Origin of the sequence: Psychrobacter sp. NPDC064578 (assembly GCF_044901245.1) — a bacterium.
In the GTDB taxonomy this organism is placed as follows: Bacteria; Pseudomonadota; Gammaproteobacteria; order Pseudomonadales; family Moraxellaceae; genus Psychrobacter; species Psychrobacter cibarius_C.
This window is the reverse complement of record NZ_JBJDPI010000006.1, coordinates 14,901-29,539: the sequence shown is the minus strand read 5'-3', so window position 1 is coordinate 29,539 and position 14,639 is coordinate 14,901. Positions and strand designations below refer to the sequence as shown.

Below are 14,639 nucleotides of genomic sequence, written 5' to 3'. Positions count from 1 at the left end.
TTAGCGAATTAACTATTTATGCTATGCTATTAACCTATATTTTGCCGCTTTAGCCATTAGCATGGTCAAAGCATGTATAACGGATGATGGTATCAACCTTGCTTAATGTGCTCAGTGTACGATTTGAGCTCGGTTGCCTTGCACCTACTGTAAACGGTTTCAACTGCATAACATTGGCAAGCATCACCACTGCGACAACACAATATGGCGACACATCAATAGTAAGACAAAATAGCGCTTAAGCAAAATATCATCCTACTATCAAATAAAGAAATAAACAAGAAAACATCATTCACTAGATAAATACTGGGGTTGTATTATAATGATAATCTATATGAGACAGGCGCTAAGAGGTTTTATTAGTGCTTATCCATCAATACTTGATATCGCATAGACAAACTGTCAGTAATCATTACCTCACGGATTTATGCTTAACTGTTATCTATTTAATATTAGAAAAAGACCTTTTAAACGTTCGATTATGGCAAACACTATGAATAAAGAAGATATAAGAACCAAGAACAGTAACGACAAATTTATGAACGACAGCAATATAGAAGAACCTAGTATAGTAAAAGACGAGATAGATGAGGACGATGTTGATATCACAAAGCTACGCACCCCGATAAAGGTTGACCTATCTGCTGTTTATAATTTTTTGGGTGCGCGCACAACACAAGCTTGGGTTGATGCGGCGATTGCGAATGTACCGCTGATCATTCAAGATCATGCCAATTGCGAAAAAAAGGCCGCTGGCACTGCCATGAATCTCATATTCCGCTATGAGTTTTCTTATGATTTGCAGCGTAAATTGGCACAATTGATACGTGAAGAAATGCTTCATTATGAGCAGGTTTTAGCTATTATGAATGACCGTGGTCAGGCGTGGAAATATCTGAGTGCTGGACGTTATGCCAAAGGCATGCTAAAACACAAACGTACTTATGAGCCAGCAGCGATGGTGGATGTGTTGATAATTGGCGCATTTATCGAAGCACGCTCTTGTGAACGTTTTGCCGCCCTTGCTGAGGTCATCGACGACGAACGCTTGGCAAAGTATTATCGCTACTTACTTAAGTCAGAGAGTCGTCACTTTGAGGATTATTTAGCCTTGGCTCAATCACTATCTGAGGATAATATTGATGAGCGTGTCGCATTTTTCAAAGAAGTAGAAGCAGAGCTGATTTCTAGCCCAGATCACGAGCTACGCTTTCATAGCGGTACACCTGCTTAAATACATAAGATTAGGTATCACTTTAGATTAGATACCCTCTTATACAGTAAAAATTATACAGACAATAAGTGAAGTAACTAGCCAAGTTTAATGCTCTGGTCTGTTACCTCACTTATTAACATTTTATTTGAACTTCGTTATAGCAAAATGAATGGTTATTTATTATCTTTCATTAATGAGCTGTCGTATTGTTTGCTATCCTTCGCAACATGATGAGGATCGTGATCATCGGTTGCCCTTTCTGCTGCTGCTGGATTGACTTTTTGTAGCGCATCGTCAGGTACGATACCATGGTTATCGTTCGCATCTCTTAACTGACGGTCTTCTTGGTTGACAGCCTTGTCATCTGGCGTATTCATCATTACTCCTTATTATTATCATCATAATCATTCTATAAAGATAAAAAATCTGTATTTAATCAATTTTTTATAAAAAGCTATTAATCTTTTTCATCAGGATTTAACACTCGCGTTTGGGCATTATCGATATTTGCATAACGATTCATGTTGTTAATACCTTCGCTTTTGGATGTCTCGCTAACCATCGTATGCTCATTCACGCCATCATCAAAGGCGTTACCTTCTTGGTCTCGGCGATCAGGCTGACGTGCAGGGTTGTCATTATCATTGACATGCTCTGAGTTGACGACGCCTTCTTTAAAAGTATCCGTTCCTTTATTTTCAGTGATTTTCTTTTCAATACCACTATCACTATGCTCATTAGAAGTAGGACTACTAGGTAAGCTATTAGCAGAATCATGGCTATTGATTGAGTCATCATTTTCACTGATGCGTGTCTTGGTGAGTGCTGGATCATTGGTTTGCATGGCTATATCCTTATTATTGTTATTCGTGTTTTGGCAATTGCTTAATGTGCTTAGAGTTTTGATGGCGGTTTAGCAAATGGTGAGCCTGATTTAATACCCAACTCAACCTAGCTAGCAATTCATACTATTCATTGCCTTCTTGGCTTAGGTCATAGGCATTCAAATCTGCGACATTCTTGCCGCCAGCGGGTAAATTCTCTTCTTTACGAGGGTCAACATATATCTCGTCGGTTTCTTGCGACTCTTGTTGTGGACCATCGATATTAGGTTCATGCTTACGACCTTCATAACTGTCTTGTGCATTGTCTGGGTGTAAAGCGGCTGGATCACGAACTGGTACCGCTTCTTCGTGATTTGGATGAGTATTATTTGGCATTGCAGATCCCTCGCATCAATATGTCATTAATAGATAAAATAAGTTAATCCGAATGTTGATATCACAGCTTATTTATCATTTATCCGTACGCAAATCATCTTCAATAAAAGAGGTTTGCTCGTCTTTACTTAATGCTTCAGGCGCATCGACCTCTTTATTGTCTTTGAGATTTCGCGCAATTTTTTGACTGTCTGCTTGCTCAGCAGCTTTTTTGATATCTGATTTGTCGTTATCGGTATTGCTCATAAGGTGTTTCCTATTTTTATAATTCGTTGATTTAGGCAGTCCCTACTCTTTTTCGTAATACGATCAATGATAGTAATACGAGCAATTTTGCACGAATTACTAGAGTGCTAATGGTTTATTAAACCATCAAATCCGTTTAATAATAGCGTGAGGTCTGACCTTGATTATAAGGATGAGATAACGGACTGCACCAGTGTGCTGCCGTATCAATATGTGAATAAATGTGAGGTTACAAGACAGTTTGTAACTTAGACAAATCGTTTATCCAAAAAAAACCAAGCATAGAAAGTACTCTACACTCGGTTTTTTGCTTGATATTTAGTGATCGTAAAGACGTCTTTACCGCTTTGAAGATGTCGTTGAAATATTAAGCTAGCTCGATGCATCAACGCCATTAATCACTTTTAATAAATACTCTTGAGCAGTATGCGGCGTTTCATCTGCGGCTGGTTGCAGCTGCTGCCAAACACCATCACCGCTAAGTATCCACGCTTGGGTATTGTCTTTCAGATAGTTAAGTAAACCGTCTTGATATACTTGTTTAAACAGTTTTTTGTCTTCGATTGGAAATGCCACTTCGACGCGATGGAATAAATTACGATCCATCCAGTCTGCACTACCACAATATAAGCGCTCGTCGCCATTATTATAGAAATAATAAACACGCGTATGCTCTAAAAAACGCCCAATAACAGAGCGTACAGTAATGTTTTCTGACAGACCTTTTACTTGCGGACGCAAACAACACATGGAGCGTAAAATGAGCTCGATTTTGACGCCTGCTTGCGAGGCATCATATAACTTGCTAATCAATCGACGTTCGGTTAAAGCGTTAACCTTAACGATAATATGAGCGCGCTTGCCGGCTTTCGCATGAGCAATTTCATCATCGATAAAACTTATCAACTTATCATGCAAGGTAAAAGGCGCATGCAGCAGCTTTTTGAGATTGGCAGGCTTACCCATTCCCGTCAGCTCTTGAAATATATTATGTACATCCTCTGAGATATCAGGATCTGCGCTAAATAAACCATAATCGGTATAAACTTTGGCATTGGCGGCATGATAGTTGCCCGTCCCTAAATGCACATAGCGGCGGATTCGATCATCCTCACGGCGCACAATAAGCATCAGCTTGGCGTGGGTTTTATAGCCGACAATCCCGTACACGACGACCGCACCCGCTTCTTGCAAATAATTGGCGACGGCGATATTAGAGGCTTCATCGAAACGCGCACGCAGCTCGATGACGGCAGTGACTTCTTTGCCATTGCGAGCAGCAGCAGCCAATGCTTTAACAATTTCTGAATTGGTGCCTGAGCGGTACAATGTCTGCTTAATCGCTAACACTTTAGGATCGCTCGCCGCTTGCCAAAGCAGATTGATAATCGGTGAAAATGCATGAAAAGGATGATGCACCAGCACATCGCTTTTACGCATGGCGGCAAACATACTGGTTGCTTTGTCCAGCTTATCCATCTCACGGCGGAACTCTTTTGGCACTACATGGGTAAAGGGCTGATAGCGCAGCGCTGGAATATTGAAATCAAACAATAAGCGCGTTAAGTTGACAGGACCATTGACGCGGTACAGCTGATTGTCATGCAGCTCAAACTCATTAAGCAAATAATCACTGATAGGCGTTGGACAATCGGTGGTGACTTCTAGCCGCACTTTATCACCGAAGCGGCGGTTTTCTAGCTCGCCCTCCAGAGCCTTAGCAATATCCTCAACATCATCAGCCAAATCTAAATCGGCATTGCGCGTCAGTCTAAACTGATGGCAGCCCGTCACACTCATCCCAGGGAACAGCTCACCGATATGCTCATGAATAATAGCTGAGAGCATGACGTGGTGTTCTTTGCCACCTGTCAGCTCATCAGGCAGGCGAATCACGCGCGGCAAACTGCGCGGTGCTGGCACAATCGCTAGATTGATATCACGACCAAAGGCATCTTTACCTTCTAAAGTAGCGATGAAGTTTAAACTCTTATTGACCAAACGCGGAAACGGATGCGCCGGATCGATGCTAATCGGTGTCAACACTGGCGATACTTGCTCAGTGAAGTAGCGCTTCATCCATGCCGACTGCTCAGCATTTAGCTCATCGCGTTTTAGATAACGAATATCCTCAAGCGCCAGTGCTGGTAAGATATCTTCATTGAGAATACGATACTGCTCAGCGATGGCATCGTGCATTACGGTAGATATCTCATTCAGCACTTCACTGGGACGCATGCCATGAACACTGGTTGAGACATCACCAATATTGAGCTTTTGCATAATGCCTGCGACACGAATCTCAAAAAATTCATCGATATTGGATGAGAAAATAATCAAGAAAAACAAGCGCTCAAGTAGCGGATGACGTGGACTTGCCGCCTGCGCTAAGACACGTAAATGAAACTGTAATAAAGACAAGTCGCGATTGATATAACTGCTGGGTGAATAGCTGCCGTCTTCTGAACGCTGCCATGCAACCTCAGTTAAATTGTCATTGCGACTCTCTGTATGGCTTTTATTATCAACTGCTATCACTGTATTATTGCTATCAGTGTCCTGCTTATTATTCACATCCATCACGTCACTACTCCTTTGCGTTATCGATACGCCATCATCTTCAATACCAATTGTCTTTTATAATCGCTTTTCCACTAAGAAATTTATCAGGGTTCTTTCTTCATCCATTACTACTCGAAACTATCACTTAAAACTGCCATTCAAAACTATCACTTAAAACCGTCACTTAAAACTATCATTCAAAAACACGGCGCTATTTATTAAATGGTCATAGGTACAATCCATTAAGCTGATTGTGGCAACACCGCATTGCTCATGCGCTTTTTGATAATACGTTGTTTATTGCGTAAACGTCTATCACCCTGATTGTCTTCGTAGTATTTTGGATTGGTCAACATAGCGATAAGTAAGGCTGATTCATCACGGTTCAGCTTGGCAGCAGATTTATCAAAGTAATGCTGAGCTGCTGCTTCGATACCATAAATACCATTGCCAAACTCTGCCACATTGAGATAAGCAGTCAAGATACGCTGCTTGTCCCATAATGTCTCAATCATGACAGTGATAATCGCTTCCTCAATTTTACGAACATACGAGCGATGCGAGGTCAAAAATAAGTTTTTTGCTAGCTGCTGGGTAATCGTCGAGCCACCAGCAGACATCTTACCCGTCTCTTCATTTTTCTTACGTGCCGCCTCAATGCCTTTGAAATCAAAACCATTGTGCTGACTAAATGTCGAATCCTCACTCACTATCGCGGCTTGTTTGGCAGATTTTGCGATGGCATCGTATTCAGCCCAAGTTTGGGTGACAGTACCGCCCGTCAAACGATGAGTCAGCATAAACATGCTGTTATTAATCGGCTGCGTTTTCCAAATTAATAGTAGCCCAGCGACTAATACATGGAATGCGACGACCAATAGCATGATTGCCATCAATAATCGTTTGAAAAATTTGCCAAAACTTGCCATGCGCGATATCCAAGTGATTGAAAAGGTAATAAGATAAGATGAGCTGAAGAGCCAGTAATTAAAAACAGCAGGTCATCTTACCTAATCTCACAATCGCTGTCATTATTTACCCCACTTCTTTATCATGCCATAGAGTCTACGTAAACAAGATCAGGCAGTATTTATGCTGGCAATCGAAGTCCTAACAACCGAAACTTTGTGACAAGTATTAAGACAAGAGAATAAATATGTACGATGATAATAATATAAAAGCCTTACGGGAACGTATGGTTGCTGCAAACCCCGATCTTGGTTATGCTGAAAATAATGATAAATGGTGGCTACTTGGAACGTCTGGCTGTCATTTGTGCGACATCGCGAAGCAAGTGCTGACTCAATTTCAAGCCGTACAGCCGATTGCCTATCAACAGGTCGATATCGCTCATTTCGATGAACCATTGATGATGGAATTTGCCACCACTATTCCGGTGATTTTGACACCATCAACACGATTAAACTATCCATTTTCAGTCATGGATTTACAGCAACTTTTCATACAATCATAGCAAGCCAACAATAAAAAAAACGATGTAGTGAGAACATAATGAAAGATTTAAAAAAGGTAACAGAAATTGAAGACCTGCGCCGCGTTGCCGAACGTAAAGTACCGCGTATGTTTTATGATTATGTCGATTCAGGCTCATGGACTGAGACGACTTATCGTAGCAATGAAACCGACTTTGACCGTATCAAGTTACGCCAACGGGTATTGGTAGATATGGACAATCGCAGTCTAGCAACCCAGATGATTGGTGAAGAAGTAAAAATGCCCGTCGCCATCGCGCCCACTGGCTTTACCGGTATGATGTGGGCGGATGGCGAGATTCATGCAGCGCGGGCAGCAGAAAAATTCGGCGTGCCGTTTTCGCTATCGACCATGAGTATCTGCTCTATCGAAGATATCGCCACCCATACTAGCAAGCCGTTTTGGTTTCAGCTATATGTGATGCGTGACCACGAATACGTTGCCAATCTCATTCAACGGGCAAAAGACGCCAATTGTTCGGCGTTGATTCTTACCGCGGATTTACAAGTGCTGGGACAGCGCCATAAGGACATCAAAAATGGCTTGTCTGCACCGCCTAGACCTACACTTGCCAATATCGTCAACTTGATGACCAAGCCGCAGTGGTGTATGAATATGCTGGGCACCAAACGTCATAGCTTTGGCAACATCGTCGGTCATGCAAAAGGCGTCGACGACTTATCTTCTCTCACCGCTTGGACGGAAGAGCAATTTGATCCGCGCTTGAGCTGGGATGATGTGGCACGCATCAAAGATATGTGGGGCGGCAAATTAATTATTAAAGGTATCATGGAACCTGAAGATGCCATTATGGCTGCTCGTAGCGGTGCCGATGCACTGGTCGTCTCAAACCACGGTGGTCGTCAATTAGATGGCGCCCTCTCCTCCATTTCTGCCCTATCCGATATCGTACAAGCGGTGCATGCTGAAAATAGCGATATCGAGGTGTGGTTAGACAGCGGCATTCGCTCGGGTCAGGATGTACTAAAAGCCATTGCGCTTGGCGCGAAAGGCACGATGATTGGTCGCGCTTTTCTTTACGGTTTGGGCGCTTATGGTGAAGATGGCGTGCGCCGTGCACTGGAAATCATCCATAAAGAATGCGATCTATCGATGGCGTTCTGTGGTCACACTGATATCAATAATGTCACCACTGATATATTGGTAAAGGGCACTTATGAGAACCTCAAAGTTGCTAATCGTTAAATTTGTCATTAAATTTGTCATTAAATTTGTCATTAAATTTGTCATTAAATTTGTCATTAAATTTGTCATTAAATTTGTCATTAAATTTGTCATTAAAACGGTCGTTAAAACGATCCACTATTAAGGGCACTAATCTTTTAAGAGTACTACTCATCAAATCATAATGTCATGCAGATGTATGACATTATTTGACCATACCCTTTATACTTTATTTATAACATTCTAATGATATCTCACCTTTATGACCATTCAACAATTATTAAAAACAGCCCCTGTCACCACCCTATTACTAGCCAGCTTTATCGGGTTATTCATCATGCAGGTACTGACAGGCGTCGACGCCAATAATCCATCGACTGAGGCGCTCTTGAAATGGGGTGCCAATGCATTGCCATTTACCATGGGCGATGAGCCGTGGCGCTTGGTCAGCAGTGCCTTTTTACACATCGGCTTGATGCATTTATTGTTTAATGGATTTGCTATGTATTTCTTTGGGCAGATTGCCGAGCCGATGTTTGGCTCAGCCAAGTTTTTGGCATTGTTTTTACTGGCGGCGATCGGGGGCAACTTACTGAATAATTATGTCACGTGGCACAGTATTGTAGAAGGAACTGGTCAACCGGGTCTATCGGCTGGGGCGTCAGGTGGCATCATGGGTATCGGCGCAGCACTATTAATAGCCGCACTGTTTAAAATATCGGTCAATGGCATGGTGCTCAATCTTAAGAGCTTGATATTTATCATGGGCATCAACCTTGTTTATGGTTTTGCCGTACCGGGTATCGACAATGCGGGGCATATCGGCGGCGCGGTGACTGGCTTAATAATTGCACTGGCATTCGCAATCGCCTACCGTCAGCGTATGACAATAGCGTTACAGAATATGCCTAACCCAGCTACTTATGAAGACCGTTATCGAACGACTTATATCAATTTTCCAGTAAGCAGCGATAGTGATTCTCTTGCTAATAATGAGCACTTTAATACTGTCGGTTTTGACAATAAAAGCAGTTTCCACCCCGACTCTGCTGTAAACTCACACTTAAATACTCATGCTAATCGCAGCCACCTTAGTGAACAAGAAACACCGACCAAATCTATCCTTATTTGGCAATTACTACCATGGCTAATGATGCTACTGATTAGCATTGGCTTTATTTGGTGGTGGCAAGATATTCATGATCAAATACTACAAGTATTAAAAACCATTGAGTAAACCTTCATAGTTATTTATCATTGCTAAATAATTCATGATAACAGCTTACTGGTTAGGTTTTCCTTACTCGCTTCTTGCTATAAGTCAGAGCACTTTTAAACCGCTACGGTGTTACCTGCCCTAGATGTACTCAGTGTACTATCTGCGGTCGGTCGCCTTGTAGCGATTCTAAAATTCCTTGACTATACACGATTGCCCCCAATTATTTCATCCATTCACGAGACTCTATTATGTTTAAACCTGTAGCGCTACCTCATATTTCTACGCGCGTCATGCTTAGCGCATTAACGGCTACCGCGTTATTTAGTGTCGCCAGTATATCCAATGCTGCACTTTTTAAGAACAACTTACCTACTGACCAAGACGCTGTATTAAGCGTGGGTGTCAACGTCATAGCCGTCAACTCAGCCTACGATATGGAAGACAGCCTTGATGTACGTGTATTGCCGGGCGCGTTTTATGACAACAATAGATTCTATGTGCGCGGCGCTCAAGCGGGTGCTTATATCATTAATGATGGCAAAAATCAGCTGTCGGCTTATGCTCAGCTCGCTGGCAACGATTTCGATCCTGATGATGCTAGAGGCGCATTGCAAGGTCTCGATGAGCGTGAAGCATCAGTCGCTGCTGGTCTAACTTATTTGCGCCGCACGCCCGTCGGTGGTTTCCGTGCTCAAATCGCGACTGATGTTTTAGACCGTAGTGGTGGCAATACTGCCCGCTTGACCTATCTTGCTAGAATTACGAAAGATAAGCTAACGGTCTATCCAAGCATTGGCTTTGAATACAACGATGCTGACTATAATGAATACTATTATGGCGTCAGTGAAAAAGAGTCAGCGGAAACAGGCGTCGCCGCTTATAAGTCTAATTCGAGCTTGAACCCTTACGTTAACATTAGTGCCAACTATGATTTCAATGAACGCTGGGCATTGTTTGCCAATCAAAGCTTAAGCTATTTGCCGAATGAACAATACGATAGTCCTATGGTTGACTCGCGTACTGAGTCAACCTCGACGCTTGGTTTGCTTTATAAGTTTTAGTTAAGTTTAGATTTTTGATGTGGAAAGGCTGGGGAAATGCACAGCCTTTTCCTTGTTCATGAAATTACTAATTTATATTGTCTATTACAAAGTGCATTTAAACCGCTAACAGAATTCTATACTAATAAAAACATCTAACTATATAGCGATAGAACGAGCCCTAACAATCTCAAGAGCATCCATAAACTCTTGAAAATTTAAGATATTTTTACGCAAAACCTCTAAGTCATTAAATATACCTTCTAGTATGAAACTTGCTAATTTCGTTGGAACCACCATCCACATTGGATTTCCAAAAGTTGATGGATAGCCAAGATCGCTTTCACCAACCATCCACCTCATTCCAATAGAATATTTTTCTGAGTCTTTGTACTTACCTTTAATTAATGCGATTTCGCCATCAAAGTAAAACACTTCATTATAAAGATAGTTTTTAGGTCTGGGAAACTCAGTCATAATTTATTTCCATATTAATATTGATCGAAAAAGACGTAGTATTTTGAGTAAAGCTAAAAATTAAAGAAAACTTCTAAAGTAAGAAAAACTATAAATACTAAAGTGTAGTCCAAAATATCTCTTCATGTTTATTGCCACTTTCGTCTTCCCAAAGTATTCTAGATTGATATTTGCTAGGACTATTCATATGCAAAGATGCTAAGAGCTTAATTCTTGAACTCGGTTTCATTTCTTGATAAGGGAATATGTCTACTAGCTCGGAAGCAAATAAAGGACTGTCTTCGCAGTCAATCAACTCAAAATTAACATTGTATGCACTACCTTGTCCTGTGTTAGAAATATAAAAATTATACGTCTTCCCTAGTTTAGTCAGGCTCACATTAAATTTAGGCTTAGTCTTATCTGTTTTTTGCTCAGTGATACTTTCTATTTGAAGCCGAGATAACTCCGCTGTTACTTTTTCAAGCTCTAATTGTTCCTTAGCTAGCTCTCTTGTACGAACTAAGGAAATAGTTGAAATTATTGCTGCTATAATAGAAATTGTTAGACTTAAAACTTCAAATTTGCTCATTTGAAGCCCTTAAATAAATTTTTAAATATTTTCTCAGCTTCTGCTTTCGCTTCAGGTATGGCTACATCTTTCGCCTGCTCAAAACCTACTTCTTTTAAATCAGCTAACATGATTTCAAAGTGACAATTATTACACTTAACAAAATCATTATCTTGTAAGTTCTCTGGATGCTCAAACTCATTATGCCCACATTGAGGACATTGTATTTCTATACGATCAGTTTTAGTCATCTTAATTCCTTATTGGTATAATAATTAGTCTTTCTAGGATACTAGCATTTATATCATATATTTATAAACATTAATGGGGTTGTAGAATATAACTATCGTCTCATATAGATTAATAGATAAAAGTGCAAAGCTAGAACTAGCTACTGAAATGTGAACAAAAAAAGACCTTGCCACATTAAATGACAAGGTCTTTTTAATTACTCTAAGAAAGCATTGAATAGCTTACTTAGGATGTACCATATCAGTAGGAATGACCCACTCATCAAACTGCGCTTCAGTTAGCAGCTCTAGCTCAACCGCAACTTGCTTCAAAGTCTTGTTTTCTTTATAAGCAGTCTTAGCGATTTTAGCTGCATTTTCATAACCAACATGACGGTTAAGCGCAGTGACCAGCATCAATGAATTGTGCAAGAAATCATCAATTTTATCTTTTACTGGCTCAATACCAACGGCACAGTTTTCGTTGAAGCTGTTGCAAGCATCGCCAAGCAACTTGATAGATTGCAACAAGTTAAATGCAATTACTGGCTTATAAACGTTAAGCTCAAAGTTACCTGACGCGCCTGCCATGCTGATAGTGACATCGTTACCCATCACTTGCGCAACAACCATCGTCATCGCTTCTGACTGAGTTGGGTTTACTTTACCCGGCATGATAGATGAGCCTGGCTCATTTTCAGGAATCGTCAACTCGCCTAGACCACAACGAGGACCTGATGCCAACCAACGTACGTCGTTAGCGATTTTGTTTAAGCTAGCGGCTAGCGTTTTTAGTGCACCTGACGCAAATACTTCGGCATCACGAGCGGCTAGTGCTTCGAATTTGTTTGGTGACGTGACAAATGGCAGTCCAGACAATGTCGCCAATTGCTCAGCTGATTTTACCGCATAATCAGGGTGGGCGTTTAGACCCGTACCAACCGCAGTACCGCCTAGTGGCAATTCGTATAAGCCTTGTAGCGCGTTGTCGATACGGGTCAACGAATGGTCAAGTTGGCTAACATAGCCGCTAAACTCTTGACCTAATGTCAAAGGCGTTGCGTCTTGCAAATGCGTACGACCAATTTTTACGATGCTATCAAATTCTTTGGCTTTAGCCGCTAATGTGTCGCGTAGTGCTTTTACCGCTGGGATCAATAAGCTATTGATTTGACGAGCAGCAGCTACACGAATCGCTGTTGGGAAGCTGTCGTTGGTAGACTGTGCATGGTTTACATGGTCATTTGGGTGAATGGGCGTGTAGCTACCGCGCTCAGAACCAGCGATTTCGTTGGCACGATTAGCCAATACTTCGTTCATGTTCATGTTTGACTGCGTACCAGAACCTGTCTGCCATACAACCAATGGGAACTGATCCGTTAGACCACCATTGATGATTTCGTCAGCCGCTTGCACGATTAAATCACGCTTGTCATCTTCGATTCGCTCAAGGCTAGCGTTGGTGATTGCAGCAGCTTTTTTGACTAATGCCATCGCTTCAATCATCGGACGTGGCAAAGTCTCGCCACCGATTTTGAAGTTTTCGCGGCTACGCTGAGTTTGCGCACCCCAATAAGCGTCAGCTGGGACTTCCACGTTGCCCATGGTGTCTTTTTCGGTACGAGTTGCCTGATTCTGTGTCGACATAACTACCCTCTTTGATGGTTTGTTGTTGTATGGCTGAGCCGTAAAAAGTGCAACACCTGCTGCACATAAAGGAGAATACGATGTAAAGTGGCGTTATGATAGCATGACTAGGACGTGTTGAATATTCACAAATAGCCTTGAGCAATGTCTAAAAGCACCAGTCACCATCAACTTAATAAATTATCGGATAGTATAACTATGCATCCTGAACCAAAAAGCTCAGCGTCAGAGGAATCGGCAGTTAGCAATCCGCCCAGACGGCACTTTACTCGCCAGCGTCGACACTTAAGTGATGGCGCGCGTAGGAATATGGGACAAGCAGCGAGTGTGCATTTAACCAAGTTACAGCAACGATTGCCAACGAATGCGCGCATTGGCTTATATTACGATGGCTTTGGCGAGCTACCTACCCAGCCACTACTTGATTGGTGTCAACGCTTAGGCTATTTACCTTACTTACCAGTTGTTGGTTCTCTTGGTCGTACTAGCAATGGTAATGACGATAAACGATTGCGCTTTGTGCCTGTTTATCATTCGAGACTACTTAATATACCGACACGTATCCATCGGTTAGGTATGAAGCAAAACCATCATCGCCGTCTACTTTGGGCGCGCGAATTGGATGTTGTTATCTGTCCGCTAGTGGCGGTCGATCTAAATGGTAATCGTATGGGCATGGGTGGTGGATTCTATGATACGACGCTTGGCACAAGCTATCGCTCTGGCGCTAAAAAGCCGTTAAAGATAGGCTGGTGCTATGATTTTCAAGTGGTTGAACGATTACAACGGCAACCGTGGGATGTGCCATTAGACGGCTTAATCACGCCAAGCGGCATAAGGTGGTTTTAATGAAAGACGAAAAGCAAGCAATGGACACTAATTCTAGCGCTGATAATGTGGATGAGTATTTGCAGACATTGGGCAATGAGGACGCTAGAGAGCTGCGTTACTACAGTCAAGAGCAGCCTTTTAGCTCTGATGAGATGACACGGCTAGTCAATGAAGAACGCTTGAATGAGTTGCTCGCGCAAAGTGATGCGTTTTTGCGTGGTTTGAATGATGGGATAAAAGATTTTGAAAATGACAATAAAGACCCATAGAGGATTTGCAAAGACAACAATGAGCTACTTTCGCTCAAAACCACTAAGGGTAGTTTTTGCTATCTTGTGGATCATTTTCGTCGGTCTTATTATCACTTTAGGTTTTAGCACAGATCCCTATTTACTTCACGTTCAGAATATTCCTCTTCCGCATCCCTATCCTATAGAATTAGTCGTTATATTAATAATAGGAATGCTGTTTCATTTAAGCTTACTGGTGACTATGGATGTATATATGGATAGTCGCTGGAAGTTTTTCACTATGCTGGGGACTAGCATTTTATTTTTATTTGGTTTCGGTATGATGGCGATGCATGCACCGCCGTCATTAAGTGGGATGATTTTTTGGACGTTTTTGTCCTCTTTACTATTTTTATTGCTTTGCTTTTGGCAGGTCTATTTATTTGTTTTAAGGCGATTTTTTCGTAGAGAATCAGTTTAATAACAAGGTAA

At 41.7% G+C, this 14,639-nt stretch carries 18 protein-coding genes; 8 read left to right on the top strand and 10 right to left on the bottom strand.

The features are described from left to right. Positions 1-538 precede the first annotated feature (538 nt). Positions 539-1,234 (top strand): tRNA-(ms[2]io[6]A)-hydroxylase, encoded by a 696-nt coding sequence (locus ACI2JM_RS08325; protein ID WP_404643738.1) that lies wholly within the window; start codon positions 539-541, stop codon positions 1,232-1,234. 155 nt (positions 1,235-1,389) lie between these two features. On the opposite strand, the gene ACI2JM_RS08320 is transcribed toward ACI2JM_RS08325, so the two are convergent. The 6 genes from ACI2JM_RS08320 to mtgA all read right to left on the bottom strand — a co-directional run bounded on the left by ACI2JM_RS08320 (position 1,390) and on the right by mtgA (position 6,173). After that, complete coding sequence (locus tag ACI2JM_RS08320) at positions 1,390-1,593, bottom strand: hypothetical protein (RefSeq protein ID WP_404643503.1); 204 nt, start codon at positions 1,591-1,593, stop codon at positions 1,390-1,392. Between the two features lie 80 nt (positions 1,594-1,673). Further along, entirely contained in the window at positions 1,674-2,060 is a 387-nt protein-coding gene (locus ACI2JM_RS08315) for a hypothetical protein (RefSeq protein WP_404643501.1), read from the bottom strand. Positions 2,061-2,184: 124 nt separating this feature from the next. Further along, positions 2,185-2,436, bottom strand: coding sequence for a hypothetical protein (locus ACI2JM_RS08310; RefSeq protein ID WP_055125157.1), 252 nt, complete (start codon positions 2,434-2,436; stop codon positions 2,185-2,187). Between the two features lie 75 nt (positions 2,437-2,511). Then, positions 2,512-2,682 carry a hypothetical protein gene (locus ACI2JM_RS08305; protein WP_404643499.1) on the bottom strand — a complete coding sequence of 57 codons (171 nt, stop codon included), beginning with the start codon at positions 2,680-2,682 and terminating at the stop codon, positions 2,512-2,514. 372 nt (positions 2,683-3,054) lie between these two features. Then, positions 3,055-5,262 (bottom strand): polyphosphate kinase 1, encoded by a 2,208-nt coding sequence (gene ppk1, locus ACI2JM_RS08300; RefSeq protein WP_404643736.1) that lies wholly within the window; start codon positions 5,260-5,262, stop codon positions 3,055-3,057. A gap of 224 nt (positions 5,263-5,486) precedes the next feature. Further along, positions 5,487-6,173, bottom strand: coding sequence for a monofunctional biosynthetic peptidoglycan transglycosylase (gene mtgA, locus ACI2JM_RS08295; protein ID WP_045453173.1), 687 nt, complete (start codon positions 6,171-6,173; stop codon positions 5,487-5,489). 227 nt (positions 6,174-6,400) lie between these two features. On the opposite strand from mtgA, the gene ACI2JM_RS08290 reads away from it, so the two are divergent. The 4 genes from ACI2JM_RS08290 (at position 6,401) to ACI2JM_RS08275 (ending at position 10,203) form a co-directional block, all read left to right on the top strand. Further along, positions 6,401-6,718, top strand: coding sequence for a glutaredoxin family protein (locus tag ACI2JM_RS08290; RefSeq protein ID WP_404643496.1), 318 nt, complete (start codon positions 6,401-6,403; stop codon positions 6,716-6,718). A 38-nt stretch (positions 6,719-6,756) separates the two neighbouring features. Then, on the top strand, positions 6,757-7,944 hold the full coding sequence (locus ACI2JM_RS08285; RefSeq protein WP_404643494.1) for an L-lactate dehydrogenase: 1,188 nt from the start codon (positions 6,757-6,759) through the stop codon (positions 7,942-7,944). A gap of 241 nt (positions 7,945-8,185) precedes the next feature. Next, positions 8,186-9,160 (top strand): rhomboid family intramembrane serine protease, encoded by a 975-nt coding sequence (locus ACI2JM_RS08280; protein ID WP_404643492.1) that lies wholly within the window; start codon positions 8,186-8,188, stop codon positions 9,158-9,160. A 230-nt stretch (positions 9,161-9,390) separates the two neighbouring features. Further along, positions 9,391-10,203 (top strand): MipA/OmpV family protein, encoded by an 813-nt coding sequence (locus tag ACI2JM_RS08275; RefSeq protein ID WP_404643490.1) that lies wholly within the window; start codon positions 9,391-9,393, stop codon positions 10,201-10,203. Positions 10,204-10,341: 138 nt separating this feature from the next. Here ACI2JM_RS08275 and ACI2JM_RS08270 read toward each other — a convergent pair whose 3' ends face one another. The 4 genes from ACI2JM_RS08270 to fumC all read right to left on the bottom strand — a co-directional run bounded on the left by ACI2JM_RS08270 (position 10,342) and on the right by fumC (position 13,086). Further along, positions 10,342-10,659 (bottom strand): hypothetical protein, encoded by a 318-nt coding sequence (locus tag ACI2JM_RS08270; RefSeq protein ID WP_404643488.1) that lies wholly within the window; start codon positions 10,657-10,659, stop codon positions 10,342-10,344. A gap of 97 nt (positions 10,660-10,756) precedes the next feature. Next, a complete protein-coding gene (locus tag ACI2JM_RS08265; protein ID WP_314884273.1) occupies positions 10,757-11,230 on the bottom strand; it encodes a hypothetical protein in 474 nt (157 codons plus the stop codon). Further along, positions 11,227-11,460 (bottom strand): hypothetical protein, encoded by a 234-nt coding sequence (locus tag ACI2JM_RS08260; RefSeq protein ID WP_314884271.1) that lies wholly within the window; start codon positions 11,458-11,460, stop codon positions 11,227-11,229. Before ACI2JM_RS08260 ends, ACI2JM_RS08265 begins: the two co-directional genes overlap by 4 nt. 222 nt (positions 11,461-11,682) lie before the next feature. Then, positions 11,683-13,086, bottom strand: a complete 1,404-nt coding sequence (gene fumC / locus ACI2JM_RS08255; RefSeq protein WP_404643486.1) for a class II fumarate hydratase — start codon at positions 13,084-13,086, stop codon at positions 11,683-11,685. Positions 13,087-13,284: 198 nt separating this feature from the next. Here fumC and ACI2JM_RS08250 point away from each other — a divergent pair, with 198 nt between their 5' ends. The 3 genes from ACI2JM_RS08250 to ACI2JM_RS08240 are packed head-to-tail and all read left to right on the top strand — an operon-like array spanning position 13,285 to position 14,628. After that, entirely contained in the window at positions 13,285-13,935 is a 651-nt protein-coding gene (locus ACI2JM_RS08250; RefSeq protein WP_404643484.1) for a 5-formyltetrahydrofolate cyclo-ligase, read from the top strand. Next, positions 13,935-14,186: a hypothetical protein gene (locus ACI2JM_RS08245; RefSeq protein WP_404643482.1), complete on the top strand. Its 252-nt coding sequence runs from the start codon at positions 13,935-13,937 to the stop codon at positions 14,184-14,186. Before ACI2JM_RS08250 ends, ACI2JM_RS08245 begins: the two co-directional genes overlap by 1 nt. Continuing rightward, positions 14,167-14,628 (top strand): hypothetical protein, encoded by a 462-nt coding sequence (locus tag ACI2JM_RS08240; protein WP_060491666.1) that lies wholly within the window; start codon positions 14,167-14,169, stop codon positions 14,626-14,628. The genes ACI2JM_RS08245 and ACI2JM_RS08240 overlap by 20 nt, the downstream gene beginning before the upstream one ends. The last annotated feature ends 11 nt before the right edge of the window (positions 14,629-14,639 follow it).

Excerpts from the sequence above, each read along its gene's own strand:
- ACI2JM_RS08325 (WP_404643738.1), top strand. The coding sequence starts at position 539 with ATGAACGACAGCAATATAGAAGAACCTAGTATAGTAAAAGACGAGATA.
- ACI2JM_RS08320 (WP_404643503.1), bottom strand. The coding sequence starts at position 1,593 with ATGAATACGCCAGATGACAAGGCTGTCAACCAAGAAGACCGTCAGTTA.
- ACI2JM_RS08315 (WP_404643501.1), bottom strand. The coding sequence starts at position 2,060 with ATGCAAACCAATGATCCAGCACTCACCAAGACACGCATCAGTGAAAAT.
- ACI2JM_RS08310 (WP_055125157.1), bottom strand. The coding sequence starts at position 2,436 with ATGCCAAATAATACTCATCCAAATCACGAAGAAGCGGTACCAGTTCGT.
- ACI2JM_RS08305 (WP_404643499.1), bottom strand. The coding sequence starts at position 2,682 with ATGAGCAATACCGATAACGACAAATCAGATATCAAAAAAGCTGCTGAG.
- ppk1 (WP_404643736.1), bottom strand. The coding sequence starts at position 5,262 with ATGGATGTGAATAATAAGCAGGACACTGATAGCAATAATACAGTGATA.
- mtgA (WP_045453173.1), bottom strand. The coding sequence starts at position 6,173 with ATGGCAAGTTTTGGCAAATTTTTCAAACGATTATTGATGGCAATCATG.
- ACI2JM_RS08290 (WP_404643496.1), top strand. The coding sequence starts at position 6,401 with ATGTACGATGATAATAATATAAAAGCCTTACGGGAACGTATGGTTGCT.
- ACI2JM_RS08285 (WP_404643494.1), top strand. The coding sequence starts at position 6,757 with ATGAAAGATTTAAAAAAGGTAACAGAAATTGAAGACCTGCGCCGCGTT.
- ACI2JM_RS08280 (WP_404643492.1), top strand. The coding sequence starts at position 8,186 with ATGACCATTCAACAATTATTAAAAACAGCCCCTGTCACCACCCTATTA.
- ACI2JM_RS08275 (WP_404643490.1), top strand. The coding sequence starts at position 9,391 with ATGTTTAAACCTGTAGCGCTACCTCATATTTCTACGCGCGTCATGCTT.
- ACI2JM_RS08270 (WP_404643488.1), bottom strand. The coding sequence starts at position 10,659 with ATGACTGAGTTTCCCAGACCTAAAAACTATCTTTATAATGAAGTGTTT.
- ACI2JM_RS08265 (WP_314884273.1), bottom strand. The coding sequence starts at position 11,230 with ATGAGCAAATTTGAAGTTTTAAGTCTAACAATTTCTATTATAGCAGCA.
- ACI2JM_RS08260 (WP_314884271.1), bottom strand. The coding sequence starts at position 11,460 with ATGACTAAAACTGATCGTATAGAAATACAATGTCCTCAATGTGGGCAT.
- fumC (WP_404643486.1), bottom strand. The coding sequence starts at position 13,086 with ATGTCGACACAGAATCAGGCAACTCGTACCGAAAAAGACACCATGGGC.
- ACI2JM_RS08250 (WP_404643484.1), top strand. The coding sequence starts at position 13,285 with ATGCATCCTGAACCAAAAAGCTCAGCGTCAGAGGAATCGGCAGTTAGC.
- ACI2JM_RS08245 (WP_404643482.1), top strand. The coding sequence starts at position 13,935 with ATGAAAGACGAAAAGCAAGCAATGGACACTAATTCTAGCGCTGATAAT.
- ACI2JM_RS08240 (WP_060491666.1), top strand. The coding sequence starts at position 14,167 with ATGACAATAAAGACCCATAGAGGATTTGCAAAGACAACAATGAGCTAC.